This window comes from Allomesorhizobium aridi (assembly GCF_043769475.1).
Lineage (GTDB): Bacteria > Pseudomonadota > Alphaproteobacteria > Rhizobiales > Rhizobiaceae > Allomesorhizobium.
In genome coordinates, this window is the sequence record NZ_CP171729.1 from 948,460 (window position 1) to 973,287 (window position 24,828).

28 protein-coding genes are annotated in these 24,828 nt (G+C 62.8%); 16 read left to right on the forward strand and 12 right to left on the reverse strand.

What is annotated here, in order from left to right; all coding sequences use genetic code 11:
• The first annotated feature begins 58 nt into the window (after positions 1-58).
• Positions 59-2,794 (forward strand): DUF2339 domain-containing protein, encoded by a 2,736-nt coding sequence (locus tag ACG873_RS06505; RefSeq protein ID WP_394890980.1) that lies wholly within the window; start codon positions 59-61, stop codon positions 2,792-2,794.
• 10 nt (positions 2,795-2,804) lie between these two features.
• Here the strand turns inward: ACG873_RS06505 and ACG873_RS06510 are convergent, their stop codons facing one another.
• Positions 2,805-4,040 (reverse strand): MFS transporter, encoded by a 1,236-nt coding sequence (locus tag ACG873_RS06510; RefSeq protein ID WP_394890981.1) that lies wholly within the window; start codon positions 4,038-4,040, stop codon positions 2,805-2,807.
• Between the two features lie 234 nt (positions 4,041-4,274).
• Between ACG873_RS06510 and ACG873_RS06515 the strand changes: the two genes are divergently transcribed.
• The 5 genes from ACG873_RS06515 to ACG873_RS06535 all read left to right on the forward strand — a co-directional run bounded on the left by ACG873_RS06515 (position 4,275) and on the right by ACG873_RS06535 (position 8,544).
• A complete protein-coding gene (locus ACG873_RS06515) occupies positions 4,275-4,793 on the forward strand; it encodes a sigma-70 family RNA polymerase sigma factor (RefSeq protein ID WP_394893383.1) in 519 nt (172 codons plus the stop codon).
• A complete protein-coding gene (locus ACG873_RS06520; protein WP_394890982.1) occupies positions 4,790-5,584 on the forward strand; it encodes an anti-sigma factor family protein in 795 nt (264 codons plus the stop codon). Before ACG873_RS06515 ends, ACG873_RS06520 begins: the two co-directional genes overlap by 4 nt.
• 201 nt (positions 5,585-5,785) lie before the next feature.
• Complete coding sequence (locus ACG873_RS06525; RefSeq protein WP_394890983.1) at positions 5,786-6,268, forward strand: GNAT family N-acetyltransferase; 483 nt, start codon at positions 5,786-5,788, stop codon at positions 6,266-6,268.
• Complete coding sequence (locus ACG873_RS06530) at positions 6,265-7,728, forward strand: RimK family protein (RefSeq protein ID WP_394890984.1); 1,464 nt, start codon at positions 6,265-6,267, stop codon at positions 7,726-7,728. The genes ACG873_RS06525 and ACG873_RS06530 overlap by 4 nt, the downstream gene beginning before the upstream one ends.
• 132 nt (positions 7,729-7,860) lie before the next feature.
• Positions 7,861-8,544 (forward strand): response regulator, encoded by a 684-nt coding sequence (locus ACG873_RS06535; RefSeq protein WP_394890985.1) that lies wholly within the window; start codon positions 7,861-7,863, stop codon positions 8,542-8,544.
• 65 nt (positions 8,545-8,609) lie between these two features.
• Here ACG873_RS06535 and ACG873_RS06540 read toward each other — a convergent pair whose 3' ends face one another.
• Entirely contained in the window at positions 8,610-8,894 is a 285-nt protein-coding gene (locus ACG873_RS06540) for a hypothetical protein (protein ID WP_394890986.1), read from the reverse strand.
• Here ACG873_RS06540 and ACG873_RS06545 point away from each other — a divergent pair.
• A complete protein-coding gene (locus tag ACG873_RS06545; RefSeq protein WP_394890987.1) occupies positions 8,878-10,470 on the forward strand; it encodes a sensor histidine kinase in 1,593 nt (530 codons plus the stop codon). The two genes, ACG873_RS06540 and ACG873_RS06545, sit on opposite strands and share 17 nt — an antisense overlap.
• A gap of 6 nt (positions 10,471-10,476) precedes the next feature.
• Here the strand turns inward: ACG873_RS06545 and ACG873_RS06550 are convergent, their stop codons facing one another.
• Complete coding sequence (locus tag ACG873_RS06550) at positions 10,477-10,800, reverse strand: hypothetical protein (protein ID WP_394890988.1); 324 nt, start codon at positions 10,798-10,800, stop codon at positions 10,477-10,479.
• A gap of 247 nt (positions 10,801-11,047) precedes the next feature.
• Here ACG873_RS06550 and ACG873_RS06555 point away from each other — a divergent pair, with 247 nt between their 5' ends.
• Complete coding sequence (locus ACG873_RS06555; protein WP_394890989.1) at positions 11,048-11,218, forward strand: hypothetical protein; 171 nt, start codon at positions 11,048-11,050, stop codon at positions 11,216-11,218.
• Between the two features lie 73 nt (positions 11,219-11,291).
• On the opposite strand, the gene ACG873_RS06560 is transcribed toward ACG873_RS06555, so the two are convergent.
• Positions 11,292-11,903, reverse strand: coding sequence for a YfbR-like 5'-deoxynucleotidase (locus ACG873_RS06560; RefSeq protein WP_394890990.1), 612 nt, complete (start codon positions 11,901-11,903; stop codon positions 11,292-11,294).
• Positions 11,903-12,784, reverse strand: coding sequence for a YgfZ/GcvT domain-containing protein (locus tag ACG873_RS06565; RefSeq protein ID WP_394890991.1), 882 nt, complete (start codon positions 12,782-12,784; stop codon positions 11,903-11,905). Before ACG873_RS06565 ends, ACG873_RS06560 begins: the two co-directional genes overlap by 1 nt.
• Positions 12,785-12,869: 85 nt before the next feature.
• Here ACG873_RS06565 and ACG873_RS06570 point away from each other — a divergent pair, with 85 nt between their 5' ends.
• Complete coding sequence (locus ACG873_RS06570; RefSeq protein WP_394890992.1) at positions 12,870-14,201, forward strand: dihydroorotase; 1,332 nt, start codon at positions 12,870-12,872, stop codon at positions 14,199-14,201.
• Here ACG873_RS06570 and ACG873_RS06575 read toward each other — a convergent pair whose 3' ends face one another.
• From ACG873_RS06575 to ACG873_RS06585, 3 genes are all read right to left on the reverse strand, one after another.
• Positions 14,202-14,822 carry a class I SAM-dependent methyltransferase gene (locus tag ACG873_RS06575; RefSeq protein WP_394890993.1) on the reverse strand — a complete coding sequence of 207 codons (621 nt, stop codon included), beginning with the start codon at positions 14,820-14,822 and terminating at the stop codon, positions 14,202-14,204.
• Positions 14,823-14,923: 101 nt separating this feature from the next.
• On the reverse strand, positions 14,924-15,715 hold the full coding sequence (locus ACG873_RS06580) for a hypothetical protein (protein ID WP_394890994.1): 792 nt from the start codon (positions 15,713-15,715) through the stop codon (positions 14,924-14,926).
• A gap of 76 nt (positions 15,716-15,791) precedes the next feature.
• Entirely contained in the window at positions 15,792-16,055 is a 264-nt protein-coding gene (locus tag ACG873_RS06585) for a hypothetical protein (protein WP_394890995.1), read from the reverse strand.
• A 255-nt stretch (positions 16,056-16,310) separates the two neighbouring features.
• Here ACG873_RS06585 and ACG873_RS06590 point away from each other — a divergent pair, with 255 nt between their 5' ends.
• Positions 16,311-16,661, forward strand: coding sequence for a hypothetical protein (locus ACG873_RS06590; protein ID WP_394890996.1), 351 nt, complete (start codon positions 16,311-16,313; stop codon positions 16,659-16,661).
• A complete protein-coding gene (locus ACG873_RS06595; protein WP_394890997.1) occupies positions 16,645-18,117 on the forward strand; it encodes a hypothetical protein in 1,473 nt (490 codons plus the stop codon). Before ACG873_RS06590 ends, ACG873_RS06595 begins: the two co-directional genes overlap by 17 nt.
• 819 nt (positions 18,118-18,936) lie before the next feature.
• Here the strand turns inward: ACG873_RS06595 and ACG873_RS06600 are convergent.
• The 3 genes from ACG873_RS06600 to ACG873_RS06610 all read right to left on the reverse strand — a co-directional run bounded on the left by ACG873_RS06600 (position 18,937) and on the right by ACG873_RS06610 (position 19,713).
• The gene (locus ACG873_RS06600) at positions 18,937-19,059 is read right to left on the reverse strand and encodes a hypothetical protein (RefSeq protein ID WP_394890998.1); all 123 of its coding nucleotides are present in this window, start codon (positions 19,057-19,059) and stop codon (positions 18,937-18,939) included.
• A 129-nt stretch (positions 19,060-19,188) separates the two neighbouring features.
• Positions 19,189-19,347: a hypothetical protein gene (locus ACG873_RS06605; RefSeq protein WP_394890999.1), complete on the reverse strand. Its 159-nt coding sequence runs from the start codon at positions 19,345-19,347 to the stop codon at positions 19,189-19,191.
• Positions 19,348-19,449: 102 nt separating this feature from the next.
• Positions 19,450-19,713: a hypothetical protein gene (locus tag ACG873_RS06610; protein ID WP_394891000.1), complete on the reverse strand. Its 264-nt coding sequence runs from the start codon at positions 19,711-19,713 to the stop codon at positions 19,450-19,452.
• Between the two features lie 605 nt (positions 19,714-20,318).
• Between ACG873_RS06610 and ACG873_RS06615 the strand changes: the two genes are divergently transcribed.
• The 4 genes from ACG873_RS06615 to ACG873_RS06630 all read left to right on the forward strand — a co-directional run bounded on the left by ACG873_RS06615 (position 20,319) and on the right by ACG873_RS06630 (position 22,707).
• A complete protein-coding gene (locus tag ACG873_RS06615; protein WP_394891001.1) occupies positions 20,319-20,864 on the forward strand; it encodes a hypothetical protein in 546 nt (181 codons plus the stop codon).
• Positions 20,865-20,876: 12 nt separating this feature from the next.
• Entirely contained in the window at positions 20,877-21,509 is a 633-nt protein-coding gene (locus ACG873_RS06620; protein ID WP_394891002.1) for a hypothetical protein, read from the forward strand.
• 246 nt (positions 21,510-21,755) lie between these two features.
• Positions 21,756-22,226 carry an HK97 family phage prohead protease gene (locus ACG873_RS06625; RefSeq protein ID WP_394891003.1) on the forward strand — a complete coding sequence of 157 codons (471 nt, stop codon included), beginning with the start codon at positions 21,756-21,758 and terminating at the stop codon, positions 22,224-22,226.
• 97 nt (positions 22,227-22,323) lie between these two features.
• Positions 22,324-22,707 (forward strand): hypothetical protein, encoded by a 384-nt coding sequence (locus ACG873_RS06630; protein ID WP_394891004.1) that lies wholly within the window; start codon positions 22,324-22,326, stop codon positions 22,705-22,707.
• Positions 22,708-22,797: 90 nt separating this feature from the next.
• Here ACG873_RS06630 and ACG873_RS06635 read toward each other — a convergent pair whose 3' ends face one another.
• Positions 22,798-23,073, reverse strand: coding sequence for a hypothetical protein (locus ACG873_RS06635; RefSeq protein WP_394891005.1), 276 nt, complete (start codon positions 23,071-23,073; stop codon positions 22,798-22,800).
• A gap of 673 nt (positions 23,074-23,746) precedes the next feature.
• Between ACG873_RS06635 and ACG873_RS06640 the strand changes: the two genes are divergently transcribed.
• The gene (locus ACG873_RS06640) at positions 23,747-24,790 is read left to right on the forward strand and encodes an Ig domain-containing protein (RefSeq protein ID WP_394891006.1); all 1,044 of its coding nucleotides are present in this window, start codon (positions 23,747-23,749) and stop codon (positions 24,788-24,790) included.
• Positions 24,791-24,828 lie beyond the last annotated feature (38 nt).

Below are 24,828 nucleotides of genomic sequence, written 5' to 3' on the forward strand. Positions count from 1 at the left end.
TTTCGGGATTGTGCTATAGCAAGTACGAACTGCCACGGCTGAATTCGGGGGAACGGCCATGTTTTTCGACAGCTTCGGGCTCCTGGGCACGCTCGGCCTCCTGGCGCTTGTCGTGATCGTCATTCGCCTGAATACGCGTCTGAAGCTGGTCGAGCGCGAGCTTGGCGCGCTGCGCTCCCTCGTGCTTCCCACGCCGCAAGCTGCCGCGACCTCGGCCGCGGCGGAAGGACAAGCGCCGGCCGCCGCAATCGAGCGGGCCGGCGAACCCATCGTAGACGACGCGGTTTCCGAGGCCGCGGAGCAAGCTGTCGGTGAGCCTGCCGAACCAGCCGGGCCATGGGGAACGCGCGAGGGGAGGGATGCGGCCAGCGCCGCGCCTGCCCCAACTGCAAGGCCGCCAGCCGCGAAGGCCGACATAGAAACGGCGCTCGGCACGCGCTGGGCGGTCTGGGTTGGCGGCATAGCGCTGGCGTTCGGCGGCGTGTTCCTGATCCGCTATTCGATCGAGGCCGGCATCTTTGGCCCTGGCGTGCGCCTGACAATGGCGGCGCTGCTCGGCCTCGCGCTCGTCGGCGCTGGCGAGTTCATCCGCCGCACCGGTTTCGAGATACCGCTGAACGGCGGCAACAACGCTTACATCCCCGGCATATTGACCGCCGCCGGCGCGTTCACCCTATTCGGGGCGGTCTATGCCGCGCACGGCGTCTATGGCTTCATCGGCCCGGGTCTCGCCTTCGTTCTGATGGGGGTAATCGGTGTCGGCGCAGTCGCGGCCGCGCTCCTGCACGGGCAGGCGCTGGCCGGTTTCGGTCTGCTCGGTTCGTTGGTCACGCCGCTGCTCGTCGCGTCCGAAGTCCCGAACGCCTGGGCGCTGTTCGGTTATCTGGCGATCGTGCTGGTGGCCACGACCGCGATTGCCAGGCTGCGCGACTGGCGCTTGCTTGCCGGCGCGGCCTTCGCCGGAACAGGGCTCTGGTGCCTGGTCTATATGGCCGGATCGAACACCGTCGACTTCACTGTCGTGCTTTTCATCAACCTGGCCATACTGCTATCGCTGGCTTTCGTCTGGCTGGGCGGGCGTGCCCGGGGCGAAGAAGCGCCGGTTGCCTTCGACTGGCCGACGGCCATTCCGGCATTGTCGGTTGCGCTTGCGGCACTATCGCTGCTGATCAACCCGGACTATCAGGCCGCGGGCGGCGCGCTCTACGGGGCAATCCTGATCGCGGCGATGGTCGCTGTAGCGCTCTATCGCCCGGGCGCGCTCGCGCTTCTCCATGCCGCCGGTGCGGCGTCCGTCGCCGCTTACGTGCGTGCGGCGCTGAGCGGCACCTTCGCGTTCGATTTTGCCGGCGGAAGCCTCGTCGTCGAGGGCTTTCCCGCCGCTCCGTTTTCGACGCTCATGCCTTACATCGGAGCCACAATTGGTGCGCTCTTCCTGACCACGGGGCTTTGGAGCGCAAGAAATCTGGCGGCATCGGCACCGGTTCGCGGCGCGCATTGGGCAGGCTGGGCTGCAGCCGCGCCCCTCGTCATCCTCACGGCGGTCTGGATCATTTCCGGAAATCCCGACCGCGACTACGGCCTCGCCGCCGTGGCGCTGTTGCTCGGCGCGATCCTGGCAACTGGCGGCGAAATGATCGCCAGGGCCGAAAACCCGCCGCTCGCCGGCGGCCTATCCGTTTCCTTCGCGCTGGCGGGAGCGGGCGTCGCTTTCGTGCTGATGCTGCACATGGCGTTCGGGCCCGGCCTGACGACGGTTCTTGTCGGCGCGGCAGCGGCACTGCCCCCACTGGCGACGCGGCAACGTAGCTATCCCGTACTGGGCTGGCTTTGCGTCGGCGCGGTGATCGTCGTGATGGCGCGCGTCGCGGTTGACCCGACGATCGTCGGCCAGGAATTCCTCGGCAGGACGCCGGTGTTCAACGCCCTCCTGCCCGGCTACGGCATCCCGGCGCTCGCCTTCGGCTTCGCGGCGTGGCAGTTGGCCCGGACGACGGCCGGACGGCCACGCCTGGTCATGGAAGCGGCGGCTGCGCTGTTTTCGCTTCTGACGGTGGCGATGCTGGTGCGCCACGCCATGCATGGCGGCGTGATCGACGCCAGCGAGCCCACTCTCGCCGAGCAGTCGATCTATACGCTGCTCGCGCTCGGGACAGGGGCGATCCTCATTGCGCTCGACATGCGGTCGCCGAGTCCCGTGCTGCGCTACGGCTCGATTGCCGCCGGAGTTGTGTCCGCCATTCTCATCGTCGCGAACCACTTCTTCATCCTGAATCCGCTGTTTACCGATGAGTCGACAGGACGAGTCCCGTTCTTCAACCTGCTATTTCTGGCTTATCTTTTGCCGGCAATCGCCGCCGGAGCGTTGGCGCTCTATGCGCGCGGCAAACGCCCGCGCTGGTATCCGGCGATGCTGGCGCTGGTTGGAGCCGCACTCGCCTTCGCCTATGCGACGCTGTCGGTGCGGCGGCTGTTCAAGGGCGAGTTCATCGGCTTCTGGAGCGGGCTGGGCCAGCTCGAGACCTATTCCTATTCGGCGCTCTGGCTGGCCATGGGCGTCGGCCTGCTGGTCGCCGGCGTCTGGCAGAAGTCGTACATTCTGCGCATCGCATCGGGTGCGTTGATCGCGATCGCCGTCGCAAAGGTATTCCTGTTCGACATGTCCGAACTGGAAGGCGTGCTGCGTGCGCTGTCCTTCATCGGCCTCGGCGCCGTGCTGATCGGCATCGGACTGTTTTACCAGCGGCTGCTGACGCGGGCAGCCAGGCCGGACGAGCCCGCAGAGGCGCAGTAGGCGAAATAACCTACTCCGCCGCCGCCAACTGCATCCGTTCGACCGGCCGTTCCTTGATCGGCCAGTGGACCACGGCCGCGAACAGGCCGAGCGCGACGCCGAGCCACCACACCGGGTCGTAGGTGCCGAAGCGGTCGTAGAGGTAGCCGCCGAGCCAGACGCCGAGGAACGAACCGATCTGGTGCGACAGGAATACGAGGCCGCCCAGCAGTCCGAGATGGCGCGTGCCGAACATGATGGCGACAAGCGCGTTGGTCGGCGGCACCGTCGAGAGCCACAAGAGACCCATCACGATCGCAAAAACGATGACGCTCGTCGGCGTCTGCGGCAGGAGCAGGAATGCCGTCACGGCGATCGACCGCCCGATGTAGATCCAGGCGAGGAAGATCGGCTTGGAATATCTCTGGCCGATCACGCCGGCCGCAAGCGAACCGATGATGTTGAAGAAGCCGATCAGCGCCAGCGCGATGACCGCGTAGCGCGCGTCGATGCCGAGATCGCCGATATAAGCGGGAAAATGTGCGGTGATGAACGCCACCTGGAACCCGCAGACGAAGAAGCCGGAGACGAGAAGCACATAGCTCCTGTGCGCGAAGGCTTCGCGCAGCGCATGGCCAACCGACTGCTGCGCCGCCTTTTGCGCCGCATGCGTATTGTGCGAACTGCCGTAGAGCGGCATCGCCAGCACCGGAATGATCAGCATCGCCGCGCTCATGTAGATCAGCGTATCCGACCAGCCGTAGGCGTCGATCATGCCCTGGCTGATCGGTGCGAAGATGAACATGCCGGCGGAGCCCGCCGCGGTTCCGATGCCGAAGACGATGGAGCGCTTTTCGGGCGGCGTGTGGCGGGCGAAGGCCGCGAGAACGATCGAGAACGACCCCGCCGCGACGCCGAGGCCGACCAGCACGCCGCCACCTATATGCAGCGCCGTGACGGAGGAGGCCGTGGCCATCATGTAGAGGCCGGCGGCGTAGATGACGCCGCCAAGCGCCAGCACGCGCCAGGTGCCGTAGCGGTCTGCGATAGCTCCGAAGAAGGGAAGGCCGAGGCCCCAGAACAGATTCTGCAACGCCATCGCCAGGCCGAACGTTGTGCGGTCCCAGCCCTTTTCCGCCAGCATCGGCAACTGGAAAAAGCCCATCGCCGAGCGTGGGCCGAATGTCAGCGCGGCGATCAGGCAGCCGCAAATGATGATCAGCCATGGCACAGATTTCGCCGGGGCCGCGTTCGCCGTTATCGCCATCGCCGTATCTCCATTCGCTGGACGCCGACTTTTTAGCCGATCGGCCCGACGCAGCAAAATGAATTGCTCATGCATGATGCTTCAATATCGTTGATGCGAGCGGCAGGAGCGGGACGAATCCGGCCAGGTGGAGCGTTGTTCATTAAGCAGCAATCCTGCTATCTCGACCGCGCATTGTCCCTTGCGGACGGCGGCCCGAACTGGAATCAGGGTGGCGGGGACAACGGACGCGCGATGGACGACCGGAAGGCAGCGATACTTGCCGAAATTCCACGCTTGCGCCGCTATGCGCGCGCGCTGCTGCGCAACCGCGACGCCGCCGACGATCTCGTTCAGGACAGCCTCGAGCGTGCGCTGCTGCGCATGGACAATTGGCGCACCGGTGACAGCCCACGCCGCTGGCTGTTCACCATCATGCATCATCTGTTCGTTGACCAGATGCGCAAGGTCAAACGTCGGGGCGAAACCGCGATGCTGCCGATCGATACGAGCGAAGCGATGTCGCAGCCCGCTCACCAGGCCGAGGACGTCGCCTCCCGCGAGATACTGGACGCGTTGCAAGCCATTAGCCCGGACCGCCGCGCTGCCATACTGATGGTCGCGGTAGAGGGATTTTCCTACGCCGAAGCAGCCAATGTGCTTGGCGTGCCCGCTGGTACGCTGATGTCGCGGATCGCGCGCGGGCGGGACGAACTGCGCAGCCTGCTGGATGACGGGGCGCGCCGTCGATCGATCAGGGTGGTAGAGCCATGACCTCCCGAGAATTCACCGAACGCGATATCCATCTGGCGCTGGACGGCGAACTTCCCGCGGACGAGCGGGCCGGCTACGAGCGCTGGCTCGATGCCCATCCGGACATGAAGGCGCGAAGCGGACGCTATCAGGCCGACAGCGACCTGTTGCGCAGCGCGCTCGCCGGCGTGCTCGACGAAGCCGTGCCCGACCGCCTTGCGAAGATCATGACCGGCGAAGCCCCACCGGTGCGCAATTTAGCGCCGCCGCGCTGGCGGATGGCCGCGGCCGCCGCGTTGATATTCGCGGTTGGTGGCCTGGGTGGCTATTTCCTGGGGATTTCGGGGTGGCGGCCCGTCGACGCCACAGCGGCCCAACTGGCGGACGGCGCGATCGCCGCCCACGCGATCTACGCGGCCGAGAAGCTGCATGTCGTCGAAGTCGGCGCGGACCAGAAAGAGCATCTGGTCAACTGGCTGTCCAAGCGCATCGGCGTGACGCTGGTAGCGCCCGACCTAACGGCGAACGGCTTCGAACTGATAGGGGGCCGCCTGCTGCCTGCGGCGGCAACAAAAACGGCCGCGCAGTTCATGTACCAAGATCGTACCGGCAACCGCGTCTCGCTCTACGTCGCCCGCGACGCCTCGAGCACCGAGACGGGGTTCCGGCTGCTCGAGGAGGGCGACACGCGCGCGCTCTACTGGCTGGACGACGGCTATGGCTGCGCCATTGCAGGCAATTTGCCGGAAAAGGATCTTCTGACCATCGCCAATTCCGCCTATCGCCAATTGCTCGAAGGTATGGAGGGTTGAACGGTCGCCCGCCGATGTTGGTTGGGCCACTGTCGTGCCGCCGATGAACCACCGCCGGTGGTAGACAATGGCTAGCTTGTCCAGTCACAATTCAGCCCGAATCGAGGAGCGATTCGCATCCGATGCTTCAGCTGACGCTGGGCAGGGGACGCCCGCGAGTTAGCCTGATCTTCACCCTTCCGACTGAGGTTTCCGGTCCGCATGCCTGCCGAAATCCGCCCGGCCCGCGCGTCTGACGTCGATGCCCTGGCGGAGCTCGAAAACGCGGCCTTTCAGGCGGACCGCATTTCGAAGAGATCGTTTCGCAGAATGATCGGGAGTCGTTCAGCCACGATTCTGGTCGTAGCCGGGCAAGACGCCGTCGTCGGCTATTGCGCCGTCCTGTTTCGCGCCGGCAGCCGCAAAGCGCGCCTCTACTCGATCGCGGCCGCTCGCGGCAGCGGCATCGGCCGGGCGCTGCTGGGCGCTGCCGAAGACACGGCGGCCGCCCGCGGCTGCGAGGAAGTACGCCTGGAAGTGCGCGAGGACAATGCGCGGGCGATAAGCCTTTACGAGAAATGCGGCTACCGCCGCTTCGGGCGCAAGCCCGGTTACTATGCAGACGGCGCGGCCGCGCTTCTGTACGAAAAGCCGCTTCATTTGGCCGAACCGGCCGCCACCCACCGAAAGCGTGAACGATCATGACGTGGGTCATACTTACCGGCCGGCAAAGCCATCTCGATCAGGTTGCGACGCCGCACAAGATCATCACCAACCGCGACTACCTCGCGCATCCGGCCCTGTTCCGCGGGCAGCGCCCGAAAGTCATCAACCTTTCGAGCAGCTACGCCTATCAGAGCCGCGGCTACTACGCGTCGCTGCTGGCGAGCTCCCGAGGTCACAAGGTCATCCCGACCGTCGAGACGATGATCGATCTTTCCGAGCACAAGCTCTACGAAAACGCGCTGCCCGAACTGGAGCTTGTGCTCAATAAATGCCGCAAGGAGCTTGGCGGCTCGTATCCCGTGAAAGTCACGTTCTTCTTCGGCATCGGGCCCTCCAAGGCGTGGGACCGTTTCGCCAAGCTCCTGTTCGACTGGTTTCGCGCACCGGCCCTGGAGGTCGTAATCAGGGACAGCCAGCAATGGGCTTCTATCCACAAGATCGGCTTCTACCCGCTCACGCGCATGAGCCCCGAGGAAAAACCCCGGTTCCTGGAGAGCCTTGCATCCTACACCAACCGCGAATGGCGTGACACCAAGACCAGGACGCCGGCGCGCTACGCCTTCGCCACGCTCGTCAATCCCAACGAGGAACTGCCGCCATCGGAGATCAGTTCGCTGCGCTACTGGGCCAAGATCGCCGAGAAGATGGGCGTTGAAGTCGAGCCGATCACCAGGAAGGATCTGGCAAAGCTCGCCAATTACGACGCGCTATTCATTCGCGAGACCACGTCAATCTCGAACCATACCTATCGCTTCGCGCGGCGCGCGCAGCAGGAGGGCATGCCGGTCATCGACGATCCGCTGTCGATGATCCGCTGTACCAACAAGGTCTATCTCAACGAGCTGATGACCTACAACAAGGTGCCGGTGCCGCCCACCGTGATGATCGCGGGCTTGTCCGACCTGGAGGTGGCGGCGCAGACGCTGGGCTTCCCGCTGGTTCTGAAAATCCCCGACAGCTCGTTTTCGCGCGGCGTGAAGAAGGCGTCGACCTTCGAGGAGCTGAAGACGCTGGCGACCCTCTGGCTGGAAGATTCGGATCTTTTGATCGCCCAGAAATTCATCCCGACCGAATATGACTGGCGCATAGGCGTGCTGGGCGGCCAGCCGCTTTTCGCCGTGCATTACCTGATGGCGAAGAAGCACTGGCAGATCGTCAATCATGAGCGGTCCGGCAAGCCGGACCAGGGCGGCATCCGGACCTTCACATTGAAGGACGCGCCCGCCAACGTCGTGGAGACGGCGGTCAGCGCTGCGCGCTGCATCGGAGACGGCCTCTACGGTGTCGACCTGAAGGAAACCAGCGAAGGTGTCTTTGTCATCGAAGTGAACGACAACCCGAATCTGGACCATGGCTGGGAGGACTCCGGCGAAAAGGATGAGGTCTGGGTGCGGCTGACACAGTGGTTTCTCGATAGGCTGGAGCGCCAGGGGCGGTAAGGCCTACAGGAGTGCACTTCTGCCCGCTCCGATCCGCCGCTCGAAGATCGATAGCCCCATGATTATGGCTGTCGCGGATTGTGCGGCGGCGTATAGTTCGGGCTTGAGCTACGGGGGACTCCAACGGATCGCATGGCGCCGCAATCGGCCGAAGCACGGCCTGACAAGACGATCACGGTGCTGCTCGTTGAAGACGACAGCCCAACCTGTGCGCGCTTGCGTGACGCGCTCGCAGGCGCCGGCGAATTCGAAGTCACGACGGCCGCTACGCTGAAGGAAGCGCGGGCCGCGCTGAAAGATGTGCGCCCTCGGGTGCTGCTGACCGACCTGCAACTGCCGGACGGCCACGGGATGGACCTGATCCGGCAGACGCGACTGGACTGCCCGGACACCGAGATCATGGTGATTTCCATTCTGGGCGACGAGCAAAGCGTCATATCGGCGATCATGGCCGGCGCTACCGGCTATCTGCTCAAGGATGCATTCCCGACCGATATCGCTGCCACTGTCCGCGAACTGGTTGCCGGACATTCGCCGATCTCGGCTTCTATCGCCCGCTTTATTGTTCGCCGCACACAACGCGCCGCGGCGGGTGCGGCACATCCCGCACTCAACACCGCCAAGCTAACCCCGCGCGAGATCGACATTCTGTGGGGCATTGCAAAGGGGTTCAGCTACGCCGAGATCGCCGGCCATCTGGGGCTCTCGCGCCAAACGGTGCCGGGCCACATCAAGAGCATATACCGCAAGCTGGAGGTCAATACTCGAGGCGAGGCGGTCTTCGAGGCGCTTCAGCAAGGCCTGATCCGGCTGTGAGCGTCGCGGAGGCGATCGAGGCTTCCGTCCCGGCGCGTCAATGGCGCTACCGGCTCGGCTTCTACTTACTGATCCAGGCATTGATCGTGCTTGCCTGCATCTTCGTTTTGCGCCTGTCGCCTCCGGAACCATCCGCCCGCTATCAGGTAATCGAGGCGATGCTGAGCGAAGACGGAGTGCAACGGCCTGTGCGCCTGCCATACCATCTGCCTGCGCGCTTCACCTCGAGCCGATCCGCAGGTTTTTTCCCTCTCGTTCGACCGGCCGGCGGGTGCGGCCGCCCAGACCTGGTCGGTCCTGCTGCCCCGCTTCATCAGCGGCGTCGAGGTCGCGGTGAACAGCTCGATCATTCTCGACAGCCGCATGCATCCGTCCGCCAACAGGCCCGACCGGAACACGCCGGAGATTGCCACCATTCCGGCCGTGCTGCTCCATGACGGCCCCAATGCATTGACGGTCAAGCTTCATGCCTGGGGGCCTCTCACCGGATTTCTCGACCGCGTGTTCGTCGGGCCGGACCAGGAACTTCGCCCGGCCTATCAGAGCCGGGCGCTGCTTTTTATGACGCTGCCGGTCGTGTTTTCCGCATGGCAGGCCATCCTTGCCGTGCTTCTCGGGGTTATGTGGCTGAAGCGGCGTCACGAGCCCACCTACGGAGTGCTTGCAGCCGCGATGGCGCTTGGCCTCCTCCAGGCCTTCGTTTCCGCGCCGGTAGGGCAAACGGACCATGCAGGCCTGAACTCCATGCTGATTGCTTCGGCGCCGCTCGAGTCCGCCTGCGTCGTGTTCTTCGTTTTTGCATTTCTGGGGCTGAAATGGCCGAAATACTGCTGGGCTCTTTTCCTGCCGGGCCTCCTCATAGTCGCGATGGCGCTGCTTGGAGATTCCGCACTGGTGAGGCGGACTTACCTGTTTCTAGGTCCGCCCACGGTTTTCGTGTCGCTCCTTCTCATCTGCGCGATCGTAGGGCGGGCGGCGGTGACGCGCGGCGATGGCGTTGCGCTGCTTCTCGGCTGCGCGGTCACGGTCGTCCTGATCTTCCTGGTGCACGATCTGCTTCTGGCGTTCGACGTCGTGGTGGAAGGGCGCATCCTCGTTTCGCGCCTGTCTTATTCGGCGCTGTTGGTGGCGATCGGCATCGGCCTCATCGGGCGTTTTGCCACGGCGCTGAACGAGATCGACGGTTTTGCCGGCCGTCTCGTCACCCTCGTCCGTGAAACCGAGGAAAAGCTGCGGGCAAGCCTCGCACTGGAGGAGGAACGAGCGCGGGCGGCAGCGCTCGCGAACGAACGCAACCGGCTGACGCGTGACCTGCATGACGGCCTCGGAGGACAGCTCGTCAGCATCGTCGCGCTCAGCGAACGCGGTGCCTGGGAGGGCGACCGGATCGGCGAGGCAGCCCGCGCGGCGCTCAAAGATCTGCGGCTCGTGATAGACGCCATGGACGATATAGACGGCGACCTGATGCTGGCGCTCGGCGCCTGGCGCGAACGCACTACGGCGCAACTCCGTCCGCATGACCTAGCGCTCGATTGGCATGTGCTGATGCCGGCGGGCATGCCGGTTCATCCGGAACTCAGGCCATGGCACGTGATCCAGATACTGCGCCTGCTCGACGAGGCCGTCACCAACGCGGTGAAGCACGCCGGCGCGAAGCGGATCGGCATCAGGATCGAGACGGTCGACGATACGGTTGAAGGCCAGCGGGGCCGCATCACGGTGGAAGATGACGGGCGGGGGTTTGTCGCGTACGACAATGGCCGCAGGGCAGCGGATGCCCCGAATACGGCGCGCGGCCTTGCCAATATGCACAAGCGCGCCGCGCGTTGCGGCGCGCAACTGGAGGTGACATCAGGAAGCGGCGGGACCAGAGTTCGCCTCGATTTGCCCCACCGCTTCCCGGATGTCGAGCTGGCGAGTGGCTGAGCCAGGTCAGCGCCGTCCGACGCGGTTGACCGGCCCGCCGCGATTGCCGACCCGGCCGGGAGCCACGCCAACGCCCGGGGCTCCAACGCCCACCCGCGGCGCCACCACGACAGGCGCCACCACGACCGGAGCCACTACGACAGGCGCGGGCCTCACCACCACGCGCGCGACAGGCGCCGTCGGACGGACCACGCAACCCCTGGGCACACCCACGGTCTTGCAGTAGACCACCGCGGCTTCGGCCGATGCCACGCCCAAAGGCGTCGCCGCCAGGGCGGACAATGCGAAAAGCGCCGCGGCGGGGTGCGGCAAACGGATTCGACGAATCATGACGTTCTCCTCATTCGGCGCCGATTCTGCGAGTGATCAAGCGAACGACGCCGCTTCGTATACGTCTCTCGGCGCGCTCGGCGACATGCCATGATCATGGCATAGGCCGCCGACGGTTCGTCTCCGATGGTTCGCCGGCGCCCGCCCTGCGGAGGGTCCGGGCATCGACTCACGCTTGAAAGGACAATCGATGATGAAACCGGTTTTCGTTGCACTCATGCTCGTCGCGGCAGGCAGTTCGGCGGCAATGGCGCAAGCCTCGCTGAGCAATGAGGAAAAAGCCGCCTGCCGCTCCGATGCGATGAAGCTTTGCTCCGCTGCTGTCGGCAAGCCGGCGCAGATGAATGCCTGCCTTCGGGACAACAAGGCCGAGCTCTCCGAAGCGTGCCGAAAGGTTGTGGAAGCGCACGGCGGCTGATCGCTGCATTTGCGGGACTGGCCAGATGCGGCGACAATTTGGCCATCCTTCACAAAGGGCCTCGACTGTCGGATTACCTGCCGCGCAATTTCTGAATGGCCTCGAAGCGTTTCAGGAACGCCTTCTGTACGGCTTTGGTCGAGACGGGCAGGATTTCCAGCCCGTCGGCCGAAATGCCGCGCGGCCTTCCAAAGAACTGGGTGGCCTCCGCCACCGAGAAGCCCGCAAGCATCGTCGCCTCGAAATACGCGGCGACCTGGTCTGCTCGCTTGATGTCCTTCTTCAGCGTCTCGCCGATCTCGGCCGGGAGGCAGAAGCTGATATGGATCGAGCGCTGCAGCCGCTCCTCGACGGCCTTGTAGCCGCCGCCGACCACCGATTTGAAAGGCGAGATCATGTCGCCTATGACGTACTCCGGGGCGTCGTGCAGCAGGGCGGCGAGTTGCTTGTCCGGCGACACGTCCTTCGCCTGCCTGGAATAGATCGCCTCGACCAGCAGCGAGTGCTGGGCGACGGAGAAGGCATGGTCGCCGCCGGTCTGGCCGTTCCAGCGAGCGACGCGCGCCAGGCCGTGGGCGATATCGGCAATCTCGATGTCGAGCGGCGAAGGGTCGAGCAGATCGAGGCGGCGGCCCGACAGCATGCGCTGCCAGGCGCGCGGCGGCGCTCCGGCCTTGTCGGCCATCAGGCGTCACCTGCCGCGGCCGTCTCCTGGGGGAACGAAAATGTCGCCCATGGCGGTATCGCAAGTGAGAGCGGGACGCCGCCGGCAAGGATGGGTACGCCTTCGTCCATCGCCGCCTTGACCTTGTCGATGCGCACAATCGCTAGGCCGGAACTGCCCGCGACGGAGCCGAGCGTTCCGATCGACCGGCCGTCGGCAAGCACATCCGTACCCGAAGGCGGCAGCGCTCTTTCGGTCGAAGCGATCAGCGTGCGCCGGCGCGCGGTGCCGCGATGCTGCATGCGTGAGACCACTTCCTGTCCGACATAGCAGCCTTTCCTAAAGCCGATGCCGCCCATCTGGTCGAGCAGGATATCGTGCGGAAAGGCGTCGCTCAGCTGATAGTCCGCTCCGCTTTCCGCGATACCATGGCTGATGCGGAATGCATGCCACGCGGCAACGTCGCCGCTGGTCGACTGTCCGTAGTGCCTTGTTACCTGCGCCGGCGCCGGAAAGCGCAGGTCGCGCAATCCGGTTGATTCAGTTTGCGAAGAGCTTGAATCGGAAGCTGAGGCCTCCGAAGCATCCTGCCACCTAACGGAGACAAGTGCTTGATCCTGCACCGAAATGTCGACCTTGGCGCGCAGCCTGTAGAGCATCAGACGGCGGACGAAATCGTCCGCCACGTCCCCCCGGCATTCGAGGATGAAGCCGGTTTCGCCATCGCGGGAGATCAGAAAATCGAAGAGAATCTTGCCCTGCGGTGTCAAAAGCGCGCCCGGTTTCGCTTCGCCGGCCGGCAGCGCGTCGAGATCGGCGGTCACTATGTTCTGCAGGAAGTGCTCCGCGTCCGCTCCCGATACGGATATGAGCGCACGATCGTCTAGCTGGGCGGTGGGCATGGGCGGCAACGCACCTGATGTTGCAAATCGGTCGGCCATTACGTAAGCCGCACGCAACGCGCGAGCAAGAGCCAGAGGCAGGCAGATGACGGCGACTTTCGATCTCGTCCTGAAGGGCGGCACGGTGGTCAACCAGGACGGGGTCGGCCGGCGCGACGTTGGCGTGACCGGCGGGCGCATCACCGCGATCGGCGATCTCGCGCAGGCTTCCGCAGGCCAGATCATCGAATGCCGCGGCCTTCATGCCCTACCCGGCGTCGTGGATACGCAGGTCCACTTCCGCGAGCCGGGCCTGGAGCACAAGGAAGATCTGGAATCCGGTTCACGCGCAGCGGTTCTCGGCGGCGTCACCGCCGTCTTCGAAATGCCCAACACCAATCCGCTGACCACGAGCGCAGAGGCGCTGGCCGACAAGGTGGCGCGCGCCACCGCCCGCATGCATTGCGACTTCGCCTTCTGGGTCGGCGGCACGCGCGAAAATGCGCGCGACGCCGCCGAACTGGAGCGGCTGCCCGGCGCGGCCGGCATCAAGGTATTCATGGGTTCGTCGACCGGCGACCTGCTCGTGGAGGACGATGAAGGCGTGCGCTCGATCCTGATGAATACCCGCAGGCGCGCCGCCTTCCATTCGGAAGACGAATTCAGGCTGCGCGAGCGGCTGGGCGAACGCATCGATGCCGATCCATCGTCCCATCCGGTCTGGCGCGACGAGATCGCGGCATTGCGCTGCACCGAGCGGCTGGTGCGCATCGCCCGAGAGGCGCGGGCCCGCATCCATGTGCTGCATATCTCGACGGCCGAGGAGATCGCGTTCCTCGAGGGGCACAAAGACGTGGCGAGTTGCGAGGCGACGCCGCATCACCTGACGCTGTCGGCGGACGACTATGCACGCCTCGGCACGCTGATCCAGATGAACCCGCCGGTGCGCGACAAACGGCACCGCGACGGGATATGGCGCGGCATTTCGCAGGGTGTTATCGACGTGCTTGGCTCCGATCACGCGCCGCATACCCTGGAGGAAAAGGCGAAGGCCTATCCGGCTTCGCCATCGGGAATGACGGGCGTGCAGACCTTGGTGCCGATCATGCTCGACCATGTGAATGCGGGACGGCTGACGCTCGAACGCTTCGTCGACCTCACCAGCCACAGCCCGCATCGCCTGTTCGGCATGGCCCGCAAGGGTCGAATTGCGGCCGGCTACGATGCCGACTTCACCATTGTCGACCTGAAACGGCGCGAAACCATCACCAACGCGCAGGCCGGCTCGAAGGCGGGCTGGACGCCCTACGACGGTAAGCAGGTGACTGGCTGGCCTGTCGGCACCATCGTACGTGGCCGGTGCGTGATGTGGGAAGGCGAGATCGTGGAAGCCGGGCAGGGGCGGGCAGTCGAATTCTCCGAAGCGCTGCCCCTATAGTCAGCGATCCGACGAGCGGACCGTGGAAATAAAATGGAGGCTGCGGTCGAAGGCGAGGCTGAACGGCTGCGGGTAAAGATCGAGGCTCTGGTTCCACGTAACCGGGGCGATCCCGACCTGCTCGAAAACCGCATCCCATTCCGCTTTCGACAGATAATTGTAGGGCAGCCGCACATCGTGGCCCCTGTTGCCCACCCAGTCCATCAACCGCAGCGTCGGAAAGGCGCCAAATCCTTCGCGCAAATGGTCCTTGATGACCACGCCCAGTTTGGCCACCCGCGAGCATTCGGCGAGAACTTGGGCGGGGTCGTCGGTGTGATGCAGCACATCGACGATGGTGACCCAGTCGAAGGACCTGTCGTCGAACGGAATGCGATCGCCGTCATAGACCGTCACCGGAATGGCCGCCTGCGGGCGCAGCAGGACATCGATGCCCTGGAAGTTGAGCTGGGGCTTCAGCGCCATGATCGCCTGCGCGATCGAGCCGTCGCCGCAGCCGACGTCGAGCACCGTTTCTCCGCTTTCGATCTCTTTTGCGAGATGCCCCGACAGGACGCGCACGCGCCGCTGGAAGACGGCTACATCATGAACGCTATTCAGGACCTGCTTGTGAATACCCATCTCGGCTCCTGGCAAGGCTATGCGCCGCTGCTGTCGCGGCACGTGGATATCCGCCTACAGCATAAGAATTAAGATAGGGTGAGACTTGCGGGGGCGGAGAGCTATTCCCCCGCCACAAAGAACGCCCAGCGGCCGTCCGGGGTTATGCCGAGGCGGTAGAAAATATACGAGCCGAAGTTCTTCATGTCCTCGTAGTCGCCGGCGGTCACGATCTTGAACAGTTCTACATGCTGGCGCGCGTCCAGCCTGTCCAGCGGAATGCCGAAGAAATAGGGCCAGACATAGAGTTCCTCCGGGGTTCCAGCGTCCAGGTGGACATAGCCGGCGCTCAGGACTTCCTCCATGATGGCGAGGATCTCGCGACCTTCACTGTCTCCCGACAGAGTTTTAAGGTGCGCGATGGGGTCTCCCTCGATGCCGCTCAGCGAGAGCTGGGTCATGTCGTCGCCAAGTCCGATCAGCGGCCGCAGCTTCTCGATGTCGCCGCTCTTCGCCGCCTCGATCAGCAGTTCGCGCATGCGCTTCACGTCGGGCGGCAGCCTTTCAAGGTCGTAGATCACCTCCGGGATCGGCGTCGCGGCTTCGATATCCGGCTGTTCGGCGTCCTGAGGCGTTTCCGACTCGGACGGACCGGTCTTTTCGGGATCGATTGGCTGGCCGGTAGTCGGCGGCTGCACCGGGTCGGGAAACGGCACCGTGTTTTCGAGGCTGTCGTCGGAAGGGGCAGGCGCGTTCGGCGCCGGCAGTTCTTCACGCTTGATCTCGCTCAGCGCGAAGGTCGGCGTAGTGGCGAATATCCCAAACGGCAGAGCAAGGCTGATTCCTACTGCCAGGCGCGCGAGCAGTCCGGCGGCAGCGCCGCATAGGCGCGTTTCGCCTGTTCCATGATCCATTCCGCAGTTTCTCCGGGCGCGCAGCCATTGTCGCCCCCCACGCCCTAGCACAATGAAAAGCCCTAGGCGGAACGTGTCAATGTCGCACGCGCACCGGCTCGAACTCGCCGGCAATGACTTTCTCGCGCATGCGGTCGAGCAGCGCCAGGGCCGCGTCCTCGCCATTGGTGCGCAAAATCTCGGCAAATGCCGTTGCGAGCGCGGCCTCCGCGATAATTTCGGATTCGATGCCGGCTGAAAGCCCTTCCGCCCAAGCCTCATTATGACATTCGACGGCGGTCAGGCGCTTTTCTTCCCGGACCAGTGCATCGAGATCGCTAACACTCTGTTCAACTGCCACTTTTACCACCCTTCCAAGTTCGGAGCCGGCGATTTCGGACCAACTTGAGCTATTCCCTTAATGTCCCGATAAATACGGCGGTATTAAGTTATTGAATTTACGCTATTTTTTTGGCTGAGTTTTACAATAGCGTTGTAGTTTTACAAACCACCATACCGAGTCACGGCAATCTTAGTTCATTAACCGGCTGTCCGACACCGAAAGCTCAAATTTAAGTTAATCCAAAGCGGGGTGATTAAGCCTTAATTCAGGTGTGTGGCGAGAACGCCACAATTCATCAAACCACAAGACACCGCCGGAACCAACCGGCGACTCGCCTTTCTCACCAACCAAAATCTGGAGCAGTTAATGCAGATCCTGCATATCCATCCGGAGCCGCCAGGCGGTTCCGGCAGCACCGTCGCGCGGTTTGATCTCGCGCTTACCGACGAATGCCGATTGTTCGGCCTTCGCCTTACCGCACGCAGTGCCGGCGGCTATGCCGTGTATTCCCCGAACGCCCACGGCACTCGCGTCGCAACGTTCTCGCCGAACCTTGTCCAAGAAATCGCCCGCGCCGCTCTCGCCGCGCTTGAGGAGCTGAAGCCGCATGACCGTGGAAAATAAGGCGCCTGCCGAGGCCAGGCTGCCAAAGCCAGAAAGCCTAGAGGCTAAATTCAAACTCCTATCAATGTTGCCATACGACAGCCGCGTCCGCAGAAAACACGCGCTCGTGTTCGGCTTCATTCTGGATTGGTTCCATTCGAAATACGGCGATGCCCTCGCCAGTGTGCGGCACGTGGTCAGCACCATCAAGGAGCGCGACCCAGCCGGAAAAGGGCTGTACGCGGGAGACGTCCATAGCGCGCTCTCCGACCTCGTGGCGTGGGACTTTCTCCATCAGGAAAAAGGTAGCGGTCGGCGCGCCAGCCGTTATGTGCCAAACTGGTCGCTGGTCTGTAGCGTTCGGGAAACTACGAACACTACGGAATCGACGGAAGTTGAAATTAGCGTTCGGGAAACTCCGAACGCAGATGTTCGGGAAACTCCGAACGCTACGGGCGATAGTGTTCGGGATTTTATGAACGAAGACCCATCTACCCGGACCCGGCCACAAGACCGGGTTAACGGGATAGATGGAATTGAATGCGCCGCGCCTACGGCGCCGCTTTCGGCTGGGCTTTCGCCCGCCGACGCGGGGACGGCGCAAGAAGCGACAAAAGCCAAAGACCCATTCGAGCAGCTTTGGCGCGCGTACGACCACAAGCAGAAAAAGAAAGAGAGCCGAGCAGCTTATACGAAGCTCGCGCCCGACGCCGACCTGCATGCCACCATGATGGAGTCCGCGATTGCCTGGCAGGCTTCATGGTCCGCACAGAACAAGCGGGACGCGCCGCGCTATACGTTGGCAAAGTGGATAGAGCGCGAAGACTACGAGTGCTCGCCGCCTACCGCATATAAGCCAAAAGAACGGAAGGCAAAGGACCGGCCAGCCGCCAATGACAACCGGTCGCGGGGCAAGCTGTCCGACCAGCTTCGCATCCTTGAGGTTGAAGCAATCGGCAACCCATTCGGCGACTATCGATATCGCATCAAGCTGGACGGGCCGGCCGGGGAGCAGGAGCATGTGCTGAGGGTGCTGAACGAGAACGGCGTGGCGGAGGACAATGAGGCTTTTAACAAGATCCAGCGCGCCTTCGGCTCCGACACTGCTGAATGGCCGGGCCAGCGCTGCCGCGTTGAAATGGACGACGGCCGCATCGTTGACGTCGTTCCGCAGAAGGCGCCTGCCCGCGTAGTCGAAATCGCGGAAGCCGATGCGGTTGTGGTCGATGATGCAAAGATCATCGTGGCGAAGCTTACCGATGCGGATGGCAAGCCGGAAGGAACGATTGATATCGTCTACGAGTCCGATGACGAGGGGGAACAGAGGGCCGGACAGGAAAGCCTCAAGAGTCTCTGCCGCGCGGTCGACGTTGATAGCCTTGGTGACACTGACGAACTCCTGTTCAAACCGTTCATTCTGACCGCAACGGGCGAGTTCAAGCGGATACCGACTGAGCAATTGGTGGTGGCAGCATGACCCTGCCTTCGCTGCATGACTTTCGCCAAACCGGCCGACCGGTTTGGTGCCTCACCAGCCAACAGGAAGCCACAATGACGCCGGCACCGATCGACTTCACCCGCACCACCAGCCGCGAACCCGCCAGCGAATCCGCCAGACCATTCCGCGGGCGGCGCCTGAGTTGGGCCGAATTTTTCAAGGAGAGGCCGGATCTGCGGCCGGCGAATGATAATCAAGAGTGCGACGTGCGCCCAAACTCTTAGATGTCGGGCGCCTTCTTGCGGCGGTCTTTCTGGCTGCTGGCTTACGCGGTGGCGGCGTAGCCGCCGACCGACGTTCGGCGTCGTAGACGACCAACGCGGCAAACGCCAGAATAGCAAGCACGGCTAGCCGGATCATTTGGTGCGCTTCCTTTCCCGCTCAACACAGGCGGCGCGCCTTGGTTCCGGCCAGACCTGCGCGGCCTTGCCAATCACAACGGGGAGTGCGACGTGCGCCGCGCTCGAAAATCTGTGATCTAAAATAGGGCCGGTTGCGGCGGCCAACAAATGTAGGCAGATTGTTTTGGAGCACCCGAACGGGAGGTGCCTAAACACCTCCCGAACGCGGGTATAGCTCCAGACCGGCAAGTCGGAGGTTGCGGCAGTTGTCATTTGCTAGGTGACGCCGCAACCTCCAGCCGATCAAGGTGAATCTACACGATCGGCGCTCCGACATGCGCCGTCCGCAACCGAAAAAGGCCTGCTGTCCACAAATAGTTTTGTTCTTTTTCTGTTCCGGGCTCTCATGTATCGAACATGATAACGGCAAGCAGTGCTTAACGATGCGGCAATCGCCTTACTGGGGCAAGGAAACCGCAGGCGGCTGCTCGCCGACAGTGTCGGACTTGCGCACCAATTCTGCGAGACCGTAGGCGAAGGCGGCAAGCAGGGCCGCCACGATCAGCAGGCGCGCGGGCATGGCGAATTGTACCACGCTCGCCGTAAACGATGAACCTGGCGCGGGCTGTAAGTGGAGCTTTATCGCGAGCGGCCGGACCTGCGGGCGGACAATGACAACGAGCGGCTGGCCAACCGGCCGTCCGCATAATCAGAAGAAAAAGTATCCGACCGCAATGCCGAGAACCCCCAACACGGCGGGGAAAAAGAAGTCCATTGCCCGCGTCGCGAGGGATGGATTTTCTTTGGCCATTGGACCGTCGAAATTGAAATGGTGTTGAGAAGGCTTTGTCATCGCCGTGGCGGCCACCCGTTTAACTTCGAACAGGCTGCCACACGGTCGTTAACGAGTGACAATCAAAACTCGTGCAATGTTAGCAATGGCTAAATCAAAGCAGTCGGTTGTTTCCCGTTAGTGCAGCGTTCTCGATCGGTCCTCAACAAAGGTACTGATACCCTCGTCTTCAATGACTTGCATTGCGGTATCGAGCGCCGCCTGGTCGGTTTCAAATTTATCGTCAAAAACAGTCGAGGCGCCCTCGTGGTCCACTACTTCAAGGGTCCAAGCGGTTTCGTACTCCAGGCGGTAAATTTGGATATCGACCGACACGCCTCCGGCCGTGACGCGGCTGCAAAGCGCAGACACGATAACGGTGGGATTGCTCTTGTCCTGCATAATAATAGCTTACGCGCCCGGCGCTGGAGAAGGCAAGGCGCCGCTCCGGCCGGGCCTTCGACTCATCGATGGTATGCTATTGGCCAGGGAGGTGTTCGCCGATCTGCGTGCATTCGCACACGAAGATAACGCGGCCTCGGAGACGAATGATACGCTGCCAATCCGGCATGCCTATGCGCTCGGCCGGAAAGCGGGCGATCTTCCGGTAAAAATCAATGTCGCGGCCAACCAAAACATGCGGGCGATTAGGTCGGTCGCATAGGGGGTGGGGGCCGCCTACCCCTCTTTGTGCTATACTGATATTCCGAATTGAATGACGCCTCGCCCTAACCCGGTGAGGCGTTTCTGATTCCGCGCCGTTCCATGTGTCCGGCGGGGATCACCGGCGAAGAAGTTCCGCGGAGCTTCGCCGGGCCATTTCTGCGGGGACGTTCTGCTAGGTTCTTCCCTGCTCGCCGGCTGCTTGTTCCCTCCCAAGCGCCGGCACCCTTTCTGTCATCCGCACGGCCGCTGCCGGCAGTGCGTTGATCGATCCCGCCTGACGCTCCGCGTCGGCGGGCTACCGTTTTAACCAGACATTCCACACTTTTGGAAAGGAGCCGCCCATGGCCACCGCGAGGCAGGCATGTGAAATTCTAGACGCTACACTCCGGCTGCCGGATGGCACTGCACGCTGGCACGCCGACCGCCTCCGCGGTGTCGGCCACCTGGCTAGCACACAAGGACGGCCCACACAGGCCACTAGTAACGACGTGGCGTTGATACTGCTCAGTCTCATGCTCGGCTCGCCGGCAACGTCCGCAGCCGACATGGTGCCCGCCTACGCCGCGCTGCGCCCTATTGAGGGCGGGCCATCGCTCGGCGACGCGCTGGCCGGCTACATTGATCGGCCAGACGACTTTTTCGAGCTTTCCGTAAATACGATCTCGCCCGGCGCAACGCTGACCTTCGGCGGTGAAGATCACGGCATGCGGGTCGCAACATACGCCACCGAAGATTACCAACCGCGGCCCGCCTTTGACCGCGTCGCGATCATCGGCGCCGACACGATGACGCGACTGTCATCGGCAATCTCAGCAGCGCCGCCTGTGCGGGTTGGTCCGCGCCGTGTGGGCGATCGGTACCGGCGTCTCGAATACGCAATCCAATAAATAGGACTACAGATGTTCAAGAAACCTACCAAAGCAACCGCGCCGACCTTGCGCTTCGATCTCCGTGACGAGGATCCCACCTACGCCACGTGGTCCGAAAAGGTACTAGAGTTCAAAGCGAGTGTGTCCAAGCTCGACCAAGAGGAATCAGACCTGTTGGGGCGTCTTGCCGCTCGCCCGAAAAAACATTCGGACAGCGCCAATTTGGCCGTCTCCAAGCTTCTCGGCGACGAAGTTGATGAAGCCGATCCGGCTTCGGTTGGCCTTTCTATCCGACTGCGGGAAGTGCAGTCTCAACGCCGCGACGTCCGAGCAGCTCTAGCAATTGCCGAGGAACGTAAGGCTGCAGCACGGAATGCTGCGTCTCGCAACATATGCGAGCGACTGCTGCCCGACTACAAAGTCCGCGTGACCGCGCTGGCCGAAACTCTGATCTCTGCGCATAAGGCTAACGCCAGCCTCTACGAACTCACAAGCGCACTCGATGCCGCGGGCGTGACGTGGACTGGCGTGTTGCCGCCCATTCCCGGACGCATGCTCGGCGCCACTTACGACAAGTCAAATCGCGTCGGGCTGTGGCTCAAAGAAGCTGCAGGCCACGACCTTATAGACCGGAAAATTATCCCATCGGAGTTGGCGGCGTGAAAGAATTTAGAGATTACGAAGATGGTGAGATCTCGCAGGGAGCGCGCAACTAAGCGCAATGGCGACGAGGCGAAACTGTGCCGCATGACAGTCAAATCGGCAAGCGGAACCACCAGGTCGGAAATGCTTCCGTCTGACCCACAGGAGGTGGCACGCATCCTCAAAGAGCGTCGTAGCAAATCGCCTGCCAAGCGAGTCAAGGATAGGCTTGCCGCGGAGATGACAAAGCGCATCGGCAGAAGGTAGATGTGGTTTACGGAGAGCGGGCGAGCACCGTTGCCAGGCAGCAGAACTGTGGCCGGCTACTGTTTAGAATGGGGCGTCCCGTCACCTGTGCGCGACGGATTTGACGAGTGCTTCACACCTCACTCAGTCGAATGGCCGTCCGATTTACGCCTGTGTCGTAACCATGAAAAGACGCGGCCACTTACTCGACTTGGCCATGGCTTCCGGCTCGCATCTGACAGTCGCGGCCTTTGGGCCGAGGCGGACGCTGACGCCATCTATGATGGTGACGGCGTCCTTCATGGCGCCCGGTTTGGTGCCTTACGCGGTTGGTCGGTGTCGTTCGTTGCGTGCCGCGAACGTTGGGACCGCTCCGGCGACAGACCATTGCGCATCATCGAAGGCGCACGGCTTCTGGAGCTGTCCATCGTCGACCGTGGAGCGCATCGAACCTCAATCGGCGTGCTGTCACGGATGCAGCGCGCGGCATGACCCGGAGGGGCGAGTCGATCGCGTCGAACCGCTTACCCTTTTAGACCGCTTGGGGGGTTTGCGCACATTTCCACACATCCAACAATGGAGGTACGCCTTGGCGCCACCACGTAAACCGCTGTACCTGGCCCATTTGACGGGCGCGGTGGCAAAGAATCCGCAGCGCTATCGTACCCGCCACGAGCCTTCTGGCTTCGGCCTGCTCGCCGAGCCGAGCGAATGGCTCTCAGACGGCGCTAAGAGTGCGTGGCGGGAGATGGTACCCACCATGCCTTGGCTGAATACAACCCACCGATTCATTGTTGAAATCGCGGCTATTTTGACAGCGAAGATGGCGGCCGGTGAGCTTGGCGTGCCTGGGATGCAGTTATTGCGTGTTGTGCTTGGGAAGTTGGGAGCATCGCCTGCAGACTTCGGCAGGGTTAAGTGGGCGCCGCCGGTCGATGATGAGGACGATCCGGCTGCGGAGTATTTTAGGTGAGAGCGGATGATTCAGTGCTGCCTAAGGCGCATGAGAAGGCCGCTAAGGGCAAACCAGAAGCAAGGCCGGGAAAGAAGAAGCCCGACAAGGCTACTGCAAAGTAGCGTTCTGCTCAGCAGCCTGTTCTGTCTTGAGATTTTCAATCTGCCGAAGAATGCCTTTTGCCATGTCCTCAGCGCCGGCAAGCGGCATCACCAGCCGACCGATCACAACGCGGTCCAAATTGGCCGGTGATTGTGAGTAGTCCGAACGGAGCGTTTCAAAGGTGATCCTCATGCAACCGGCAAAGGTGAAGAATCCCAGGGCCGCGTCGGCAAACACGTCTGGCGAATGCGGGTTGTGGAGTATAACTGGCCCATTGCTCATGACTGTCCCCTCAGTTGGCGGTTTTGTTGATTACCGCGCCGAGACGTTAGGCGATCCGTTCAGGGTTTGGGAGTCTTCCTGCGAAGCAAAAGACGACGACGCGCCTTCTGCTTAGGTGTTACCGGCTTCACCAATCCGCCGATAGGTGATGGCCTCCCCAAAAATGGGCCGCCTCAATGGGCTGCCTTTTCGTTGCCGCAGAAGGCCGGCGCCATTCGGGGGGTAGTGAACAGCGCCGGCCCAGGCAGTCCTTAAAGGTCCACCGCAGCTACAACGTAACGTAGCGTAAGCCTCCCGCAAGCCGCACTTTCGCAACTCCACAGGAATCCCGCATGACCAATTCCCAACCCGCACGCGCGGGATCGCCCCCGCTTGCCGCGTGGGCGGCCTTCACCGCTTCAATTTCAATCATTCTCGCGCTCGCCTGGTGGCCGGCGGTCTAACGGAAAGGTCACAACATGCCGGTTCCCACGCACGGATTCTTCCCACGCATCGAAGCGGTCACGGTTCCCGGCTTCGGGCGCTTTGATCTGACGACATGTGAAGGCTTGCGCGCCTGGATTGGCGTCTGCGCTGCCAGCACCGGGCTTGCGATCGGCGACGAATATTCATGCTCCACAAATGGCGGCGACGGCTGCCGTGGTGGCTGGAAACAGGGCAAAAGGAGATTTAGATGCTACCAGGATTTAACATGGGCCAGATGATGGTTCATCGACCGGCTGGCGGCGGCGCGCTCGCCATCTCGGGCACACCGGTTCTCACCGCGACTGAGGGCACGGCTTATGCCGGCTTCACGGTCTCCGCGACGGGCGGCACTGCGCCCTACACCTTCAGCGTTGCCAGCGGCGCGCTGCCCACCGGAATCACTCTGAACTCCTCGACCGGTGCCGTGTCCGGCACGCCGACAGTCAGCGGCAGCTTCGCCGGCATTGTCATGCGCGTGACCGACAATGCGAGCGCGACGGCCGACCTTGCGGCGTTCACGCTGGAGGTGGAAGCGGCCGGCATCCTCGACGGTCTTTCCCCAACCGGCGCATGGTCGATGTCTCGCGATCTACTCACGGCCTTTGCTGGCTCACGCTACACCGATGTTTCCGGTGCTGTGTCGTCGTGGAACGACCAATCGGGCAACTCGCGGCACATGGCCCAGGCCACGGCGGGCAATCGCCCGCTGGTCGCCACTGCGGGACCAAATAGCATCGCGTGCGCCGACTTCGACGGGACCGACGATATCCTGGTCGGTTCCATAGCCATATCTAATTTCATATCAGCCAGCGCCGGCTACTTGGTTGTGTCTTTCCTCGCCGACACCATCACAGTGAATAACGCGAACGCTTGGAGCAATCACGCGATTATCGAGGACTTCGGCCAGTTCTTAGGCCTTCATCTGCGCGACACCGGCAGCCCGGACACGATCTCGGCATACAACTGGGATGGAAACGCCGACGTTGCCGCCCGCGTCGAAATCAATGCCGGAACGGCCAATGTGGCCGAATGGCGGCACGAAGGCGGGAATGTCTATGTCCGCGTCAATGGCGGCACGGAAGCGTCGGCCGCCTCGGGCAACACTCAATTGCTGACCGGCCAGCTCCGCTTCGGCGGCGCTAGCGCATGGCTCGATGGCAAGATTTTTGAGGTCGCAACATTCTCGACAGTGCCTGCGTCAGGCGACCGTGACGCGATCGTCGCCGATTTCATGACGCAGGTTGGTATCTAAGAAGAGGCCGGTGCTCCACATGGGCACCGGCCTTCTTT

Coding starts and splice junctions, on each gene's coding strand:
- ACG873_RS06570 (WP_394890992.1), top strand. CDS start 12,870: ATGACGGCGACTTTCGATCTCGTCCTGAAGGGCGGCACGGTGGTCAAC.
- ACG873_RS06625 (WP_394891003.1), top strand. CDS start 21,756: ATGTGGTTTACGGAGAGCGGGCGAGCACCGTTGCCAGGCAGCAGAACT.
- ACG873_RS06600 (WP_394890998.1), bottom strand. CDS start 19,059: ATGCCCGCGCGCCTGCTGATCGTGGCGGCCCTGCTTGCCGCCTTCGCC.
- ACG873_RS06515 (WP_394893383.1), top strand. CDS start 4,275: ATGGACGACCGGAAGGCAGCGATACTTGCCGAAATTCCACGCTTGCGC.
- ACG873_RS06520 (WP_394890982.1), top strand. CDS start 4,790: ATGACCTCCCGAGAATTCACCGAACGCGATATCCATCTGGCGCTGGAC.
- ACG873_RS06560 (WP_394890990.1), bottom strand. CDS start 11,903: ATGGCCGACAAGGCCGGAGCGCCGCCGCGCGCCTGGCAGCGCATGCTG.
- ACG873_RS06505 (WP_394890980.1), top strand. CDS start 59: ATGTTTTTCGACAGCTTCGGGCTCCTGGGCACGCTCGGCCTCCTGGCG.
- ACG873_RS06580 (WP_394890994.1), bottom strand. CDS start 15,715: ATGGATCATGGAACAGGCGAAACGCGCCTATGCGGCGCTGCCGCCGGA.
- ACG873_RS06530 (WP_394890984.1), top strand. CDS start 6,265: ATGACGTGGGTCATACTTACCGGCCGGCAAAGCCATCTCGATCAGGTT.
- ACG873_RS06640 (WP_394891006.1), top strand. CDS start 23,747: ATGCTACCAGGATTTAACATGGGCCAGATGATGGTTCATCGACCGGCT.
- ACG873_RS06575 (WP_394890993.1), bottom strand. CDS start 14,822: ATGGGTATTCACAAGCAGGTCCTGAATAGCGTTCATGATGTAGCCGTC.
- ACG873_RS06610 (WP_394891000.1), bottom strand. CDS start 19,713: ATGCAGGACAAGAGCAATCCCACCGTTATCGTGTCTGCGCTTTGCAGC.
- ACG873_RS06525 (WP_394890983.1), top strand. CDS start 5,786: ATGCCTGCCGAAATCCGCCCGGCCCGCGCGTCTGACGTCGATGCCCTG.
- ACG873_RS06540 (WP_394890986.1), bottom strand. CDS start 8,894: ATGATCGAGCTGTTCACCGCGACCTCGACGCCGCTGATGAAGCGGGGC.
- ACG873_RS06550 (WP_394890988.1), bottom strand. CDS start 10,800: ATGATTCGTCGAATCCGTTTGCCGCACCCCGCCGCGGCGCTTTTCGCA.
- ACG873_RS06635 (WP_394891005.1), bottom strand. CDS start 23,073: ATGAGCAATGGGCCAGTTATACTCCACAACCCGCATTCGCCAGACGTG.
- ACG873_RS06510 (WP_394890981.1), bottom strand. CDS start 4,040: ATGGCGATAACGGCGAACGCGGCCCCGGCGAAATCTGTGCCATGGCTG.
- ACG873_RS06535 (WP_394890985.1), top strand. CDS start 7,861: ATGGCGCCGCAATCGGCCGAAGCACGGCCTGACAAGACGATCACGGTG.
- ACG873_RS06620 (WP_394891002.1), top strand. CDS start 20,877: ATGTTCAAGAAACCTACCAAAGCAACCGCGCCGACCTTGCGCTTCGAT.
- ACG873_RS06615 (WP_394891001.1), top strand. CDS start 20,319: ATGGCCACCGCGAGGCAGGCATGTGAAATTCTAGACGCTACACTCCGG.
- ACG873_RS06555 (WP_394890989.1), top strand. CDS start 11,048: ATGGCGCAAGCCTCGCTGAGCAATGAGGAAAAAGCCGCCTGCCGCTCC.
- ACG873_RS06595 (WP_394890997.1), top strand. CDS start 16,645: ATGACCGTGGAAAATAAGGCGCCTGCCGAGGCCAGGCTGCCAAAGCCA.
- ACG873_RS06565 (WP_394890991.1), bottom strand. CDS start 12,784: ATGCCCACCGCCCAGCTAGACGATCGTGCGCTCATATCCGTATCGGGA.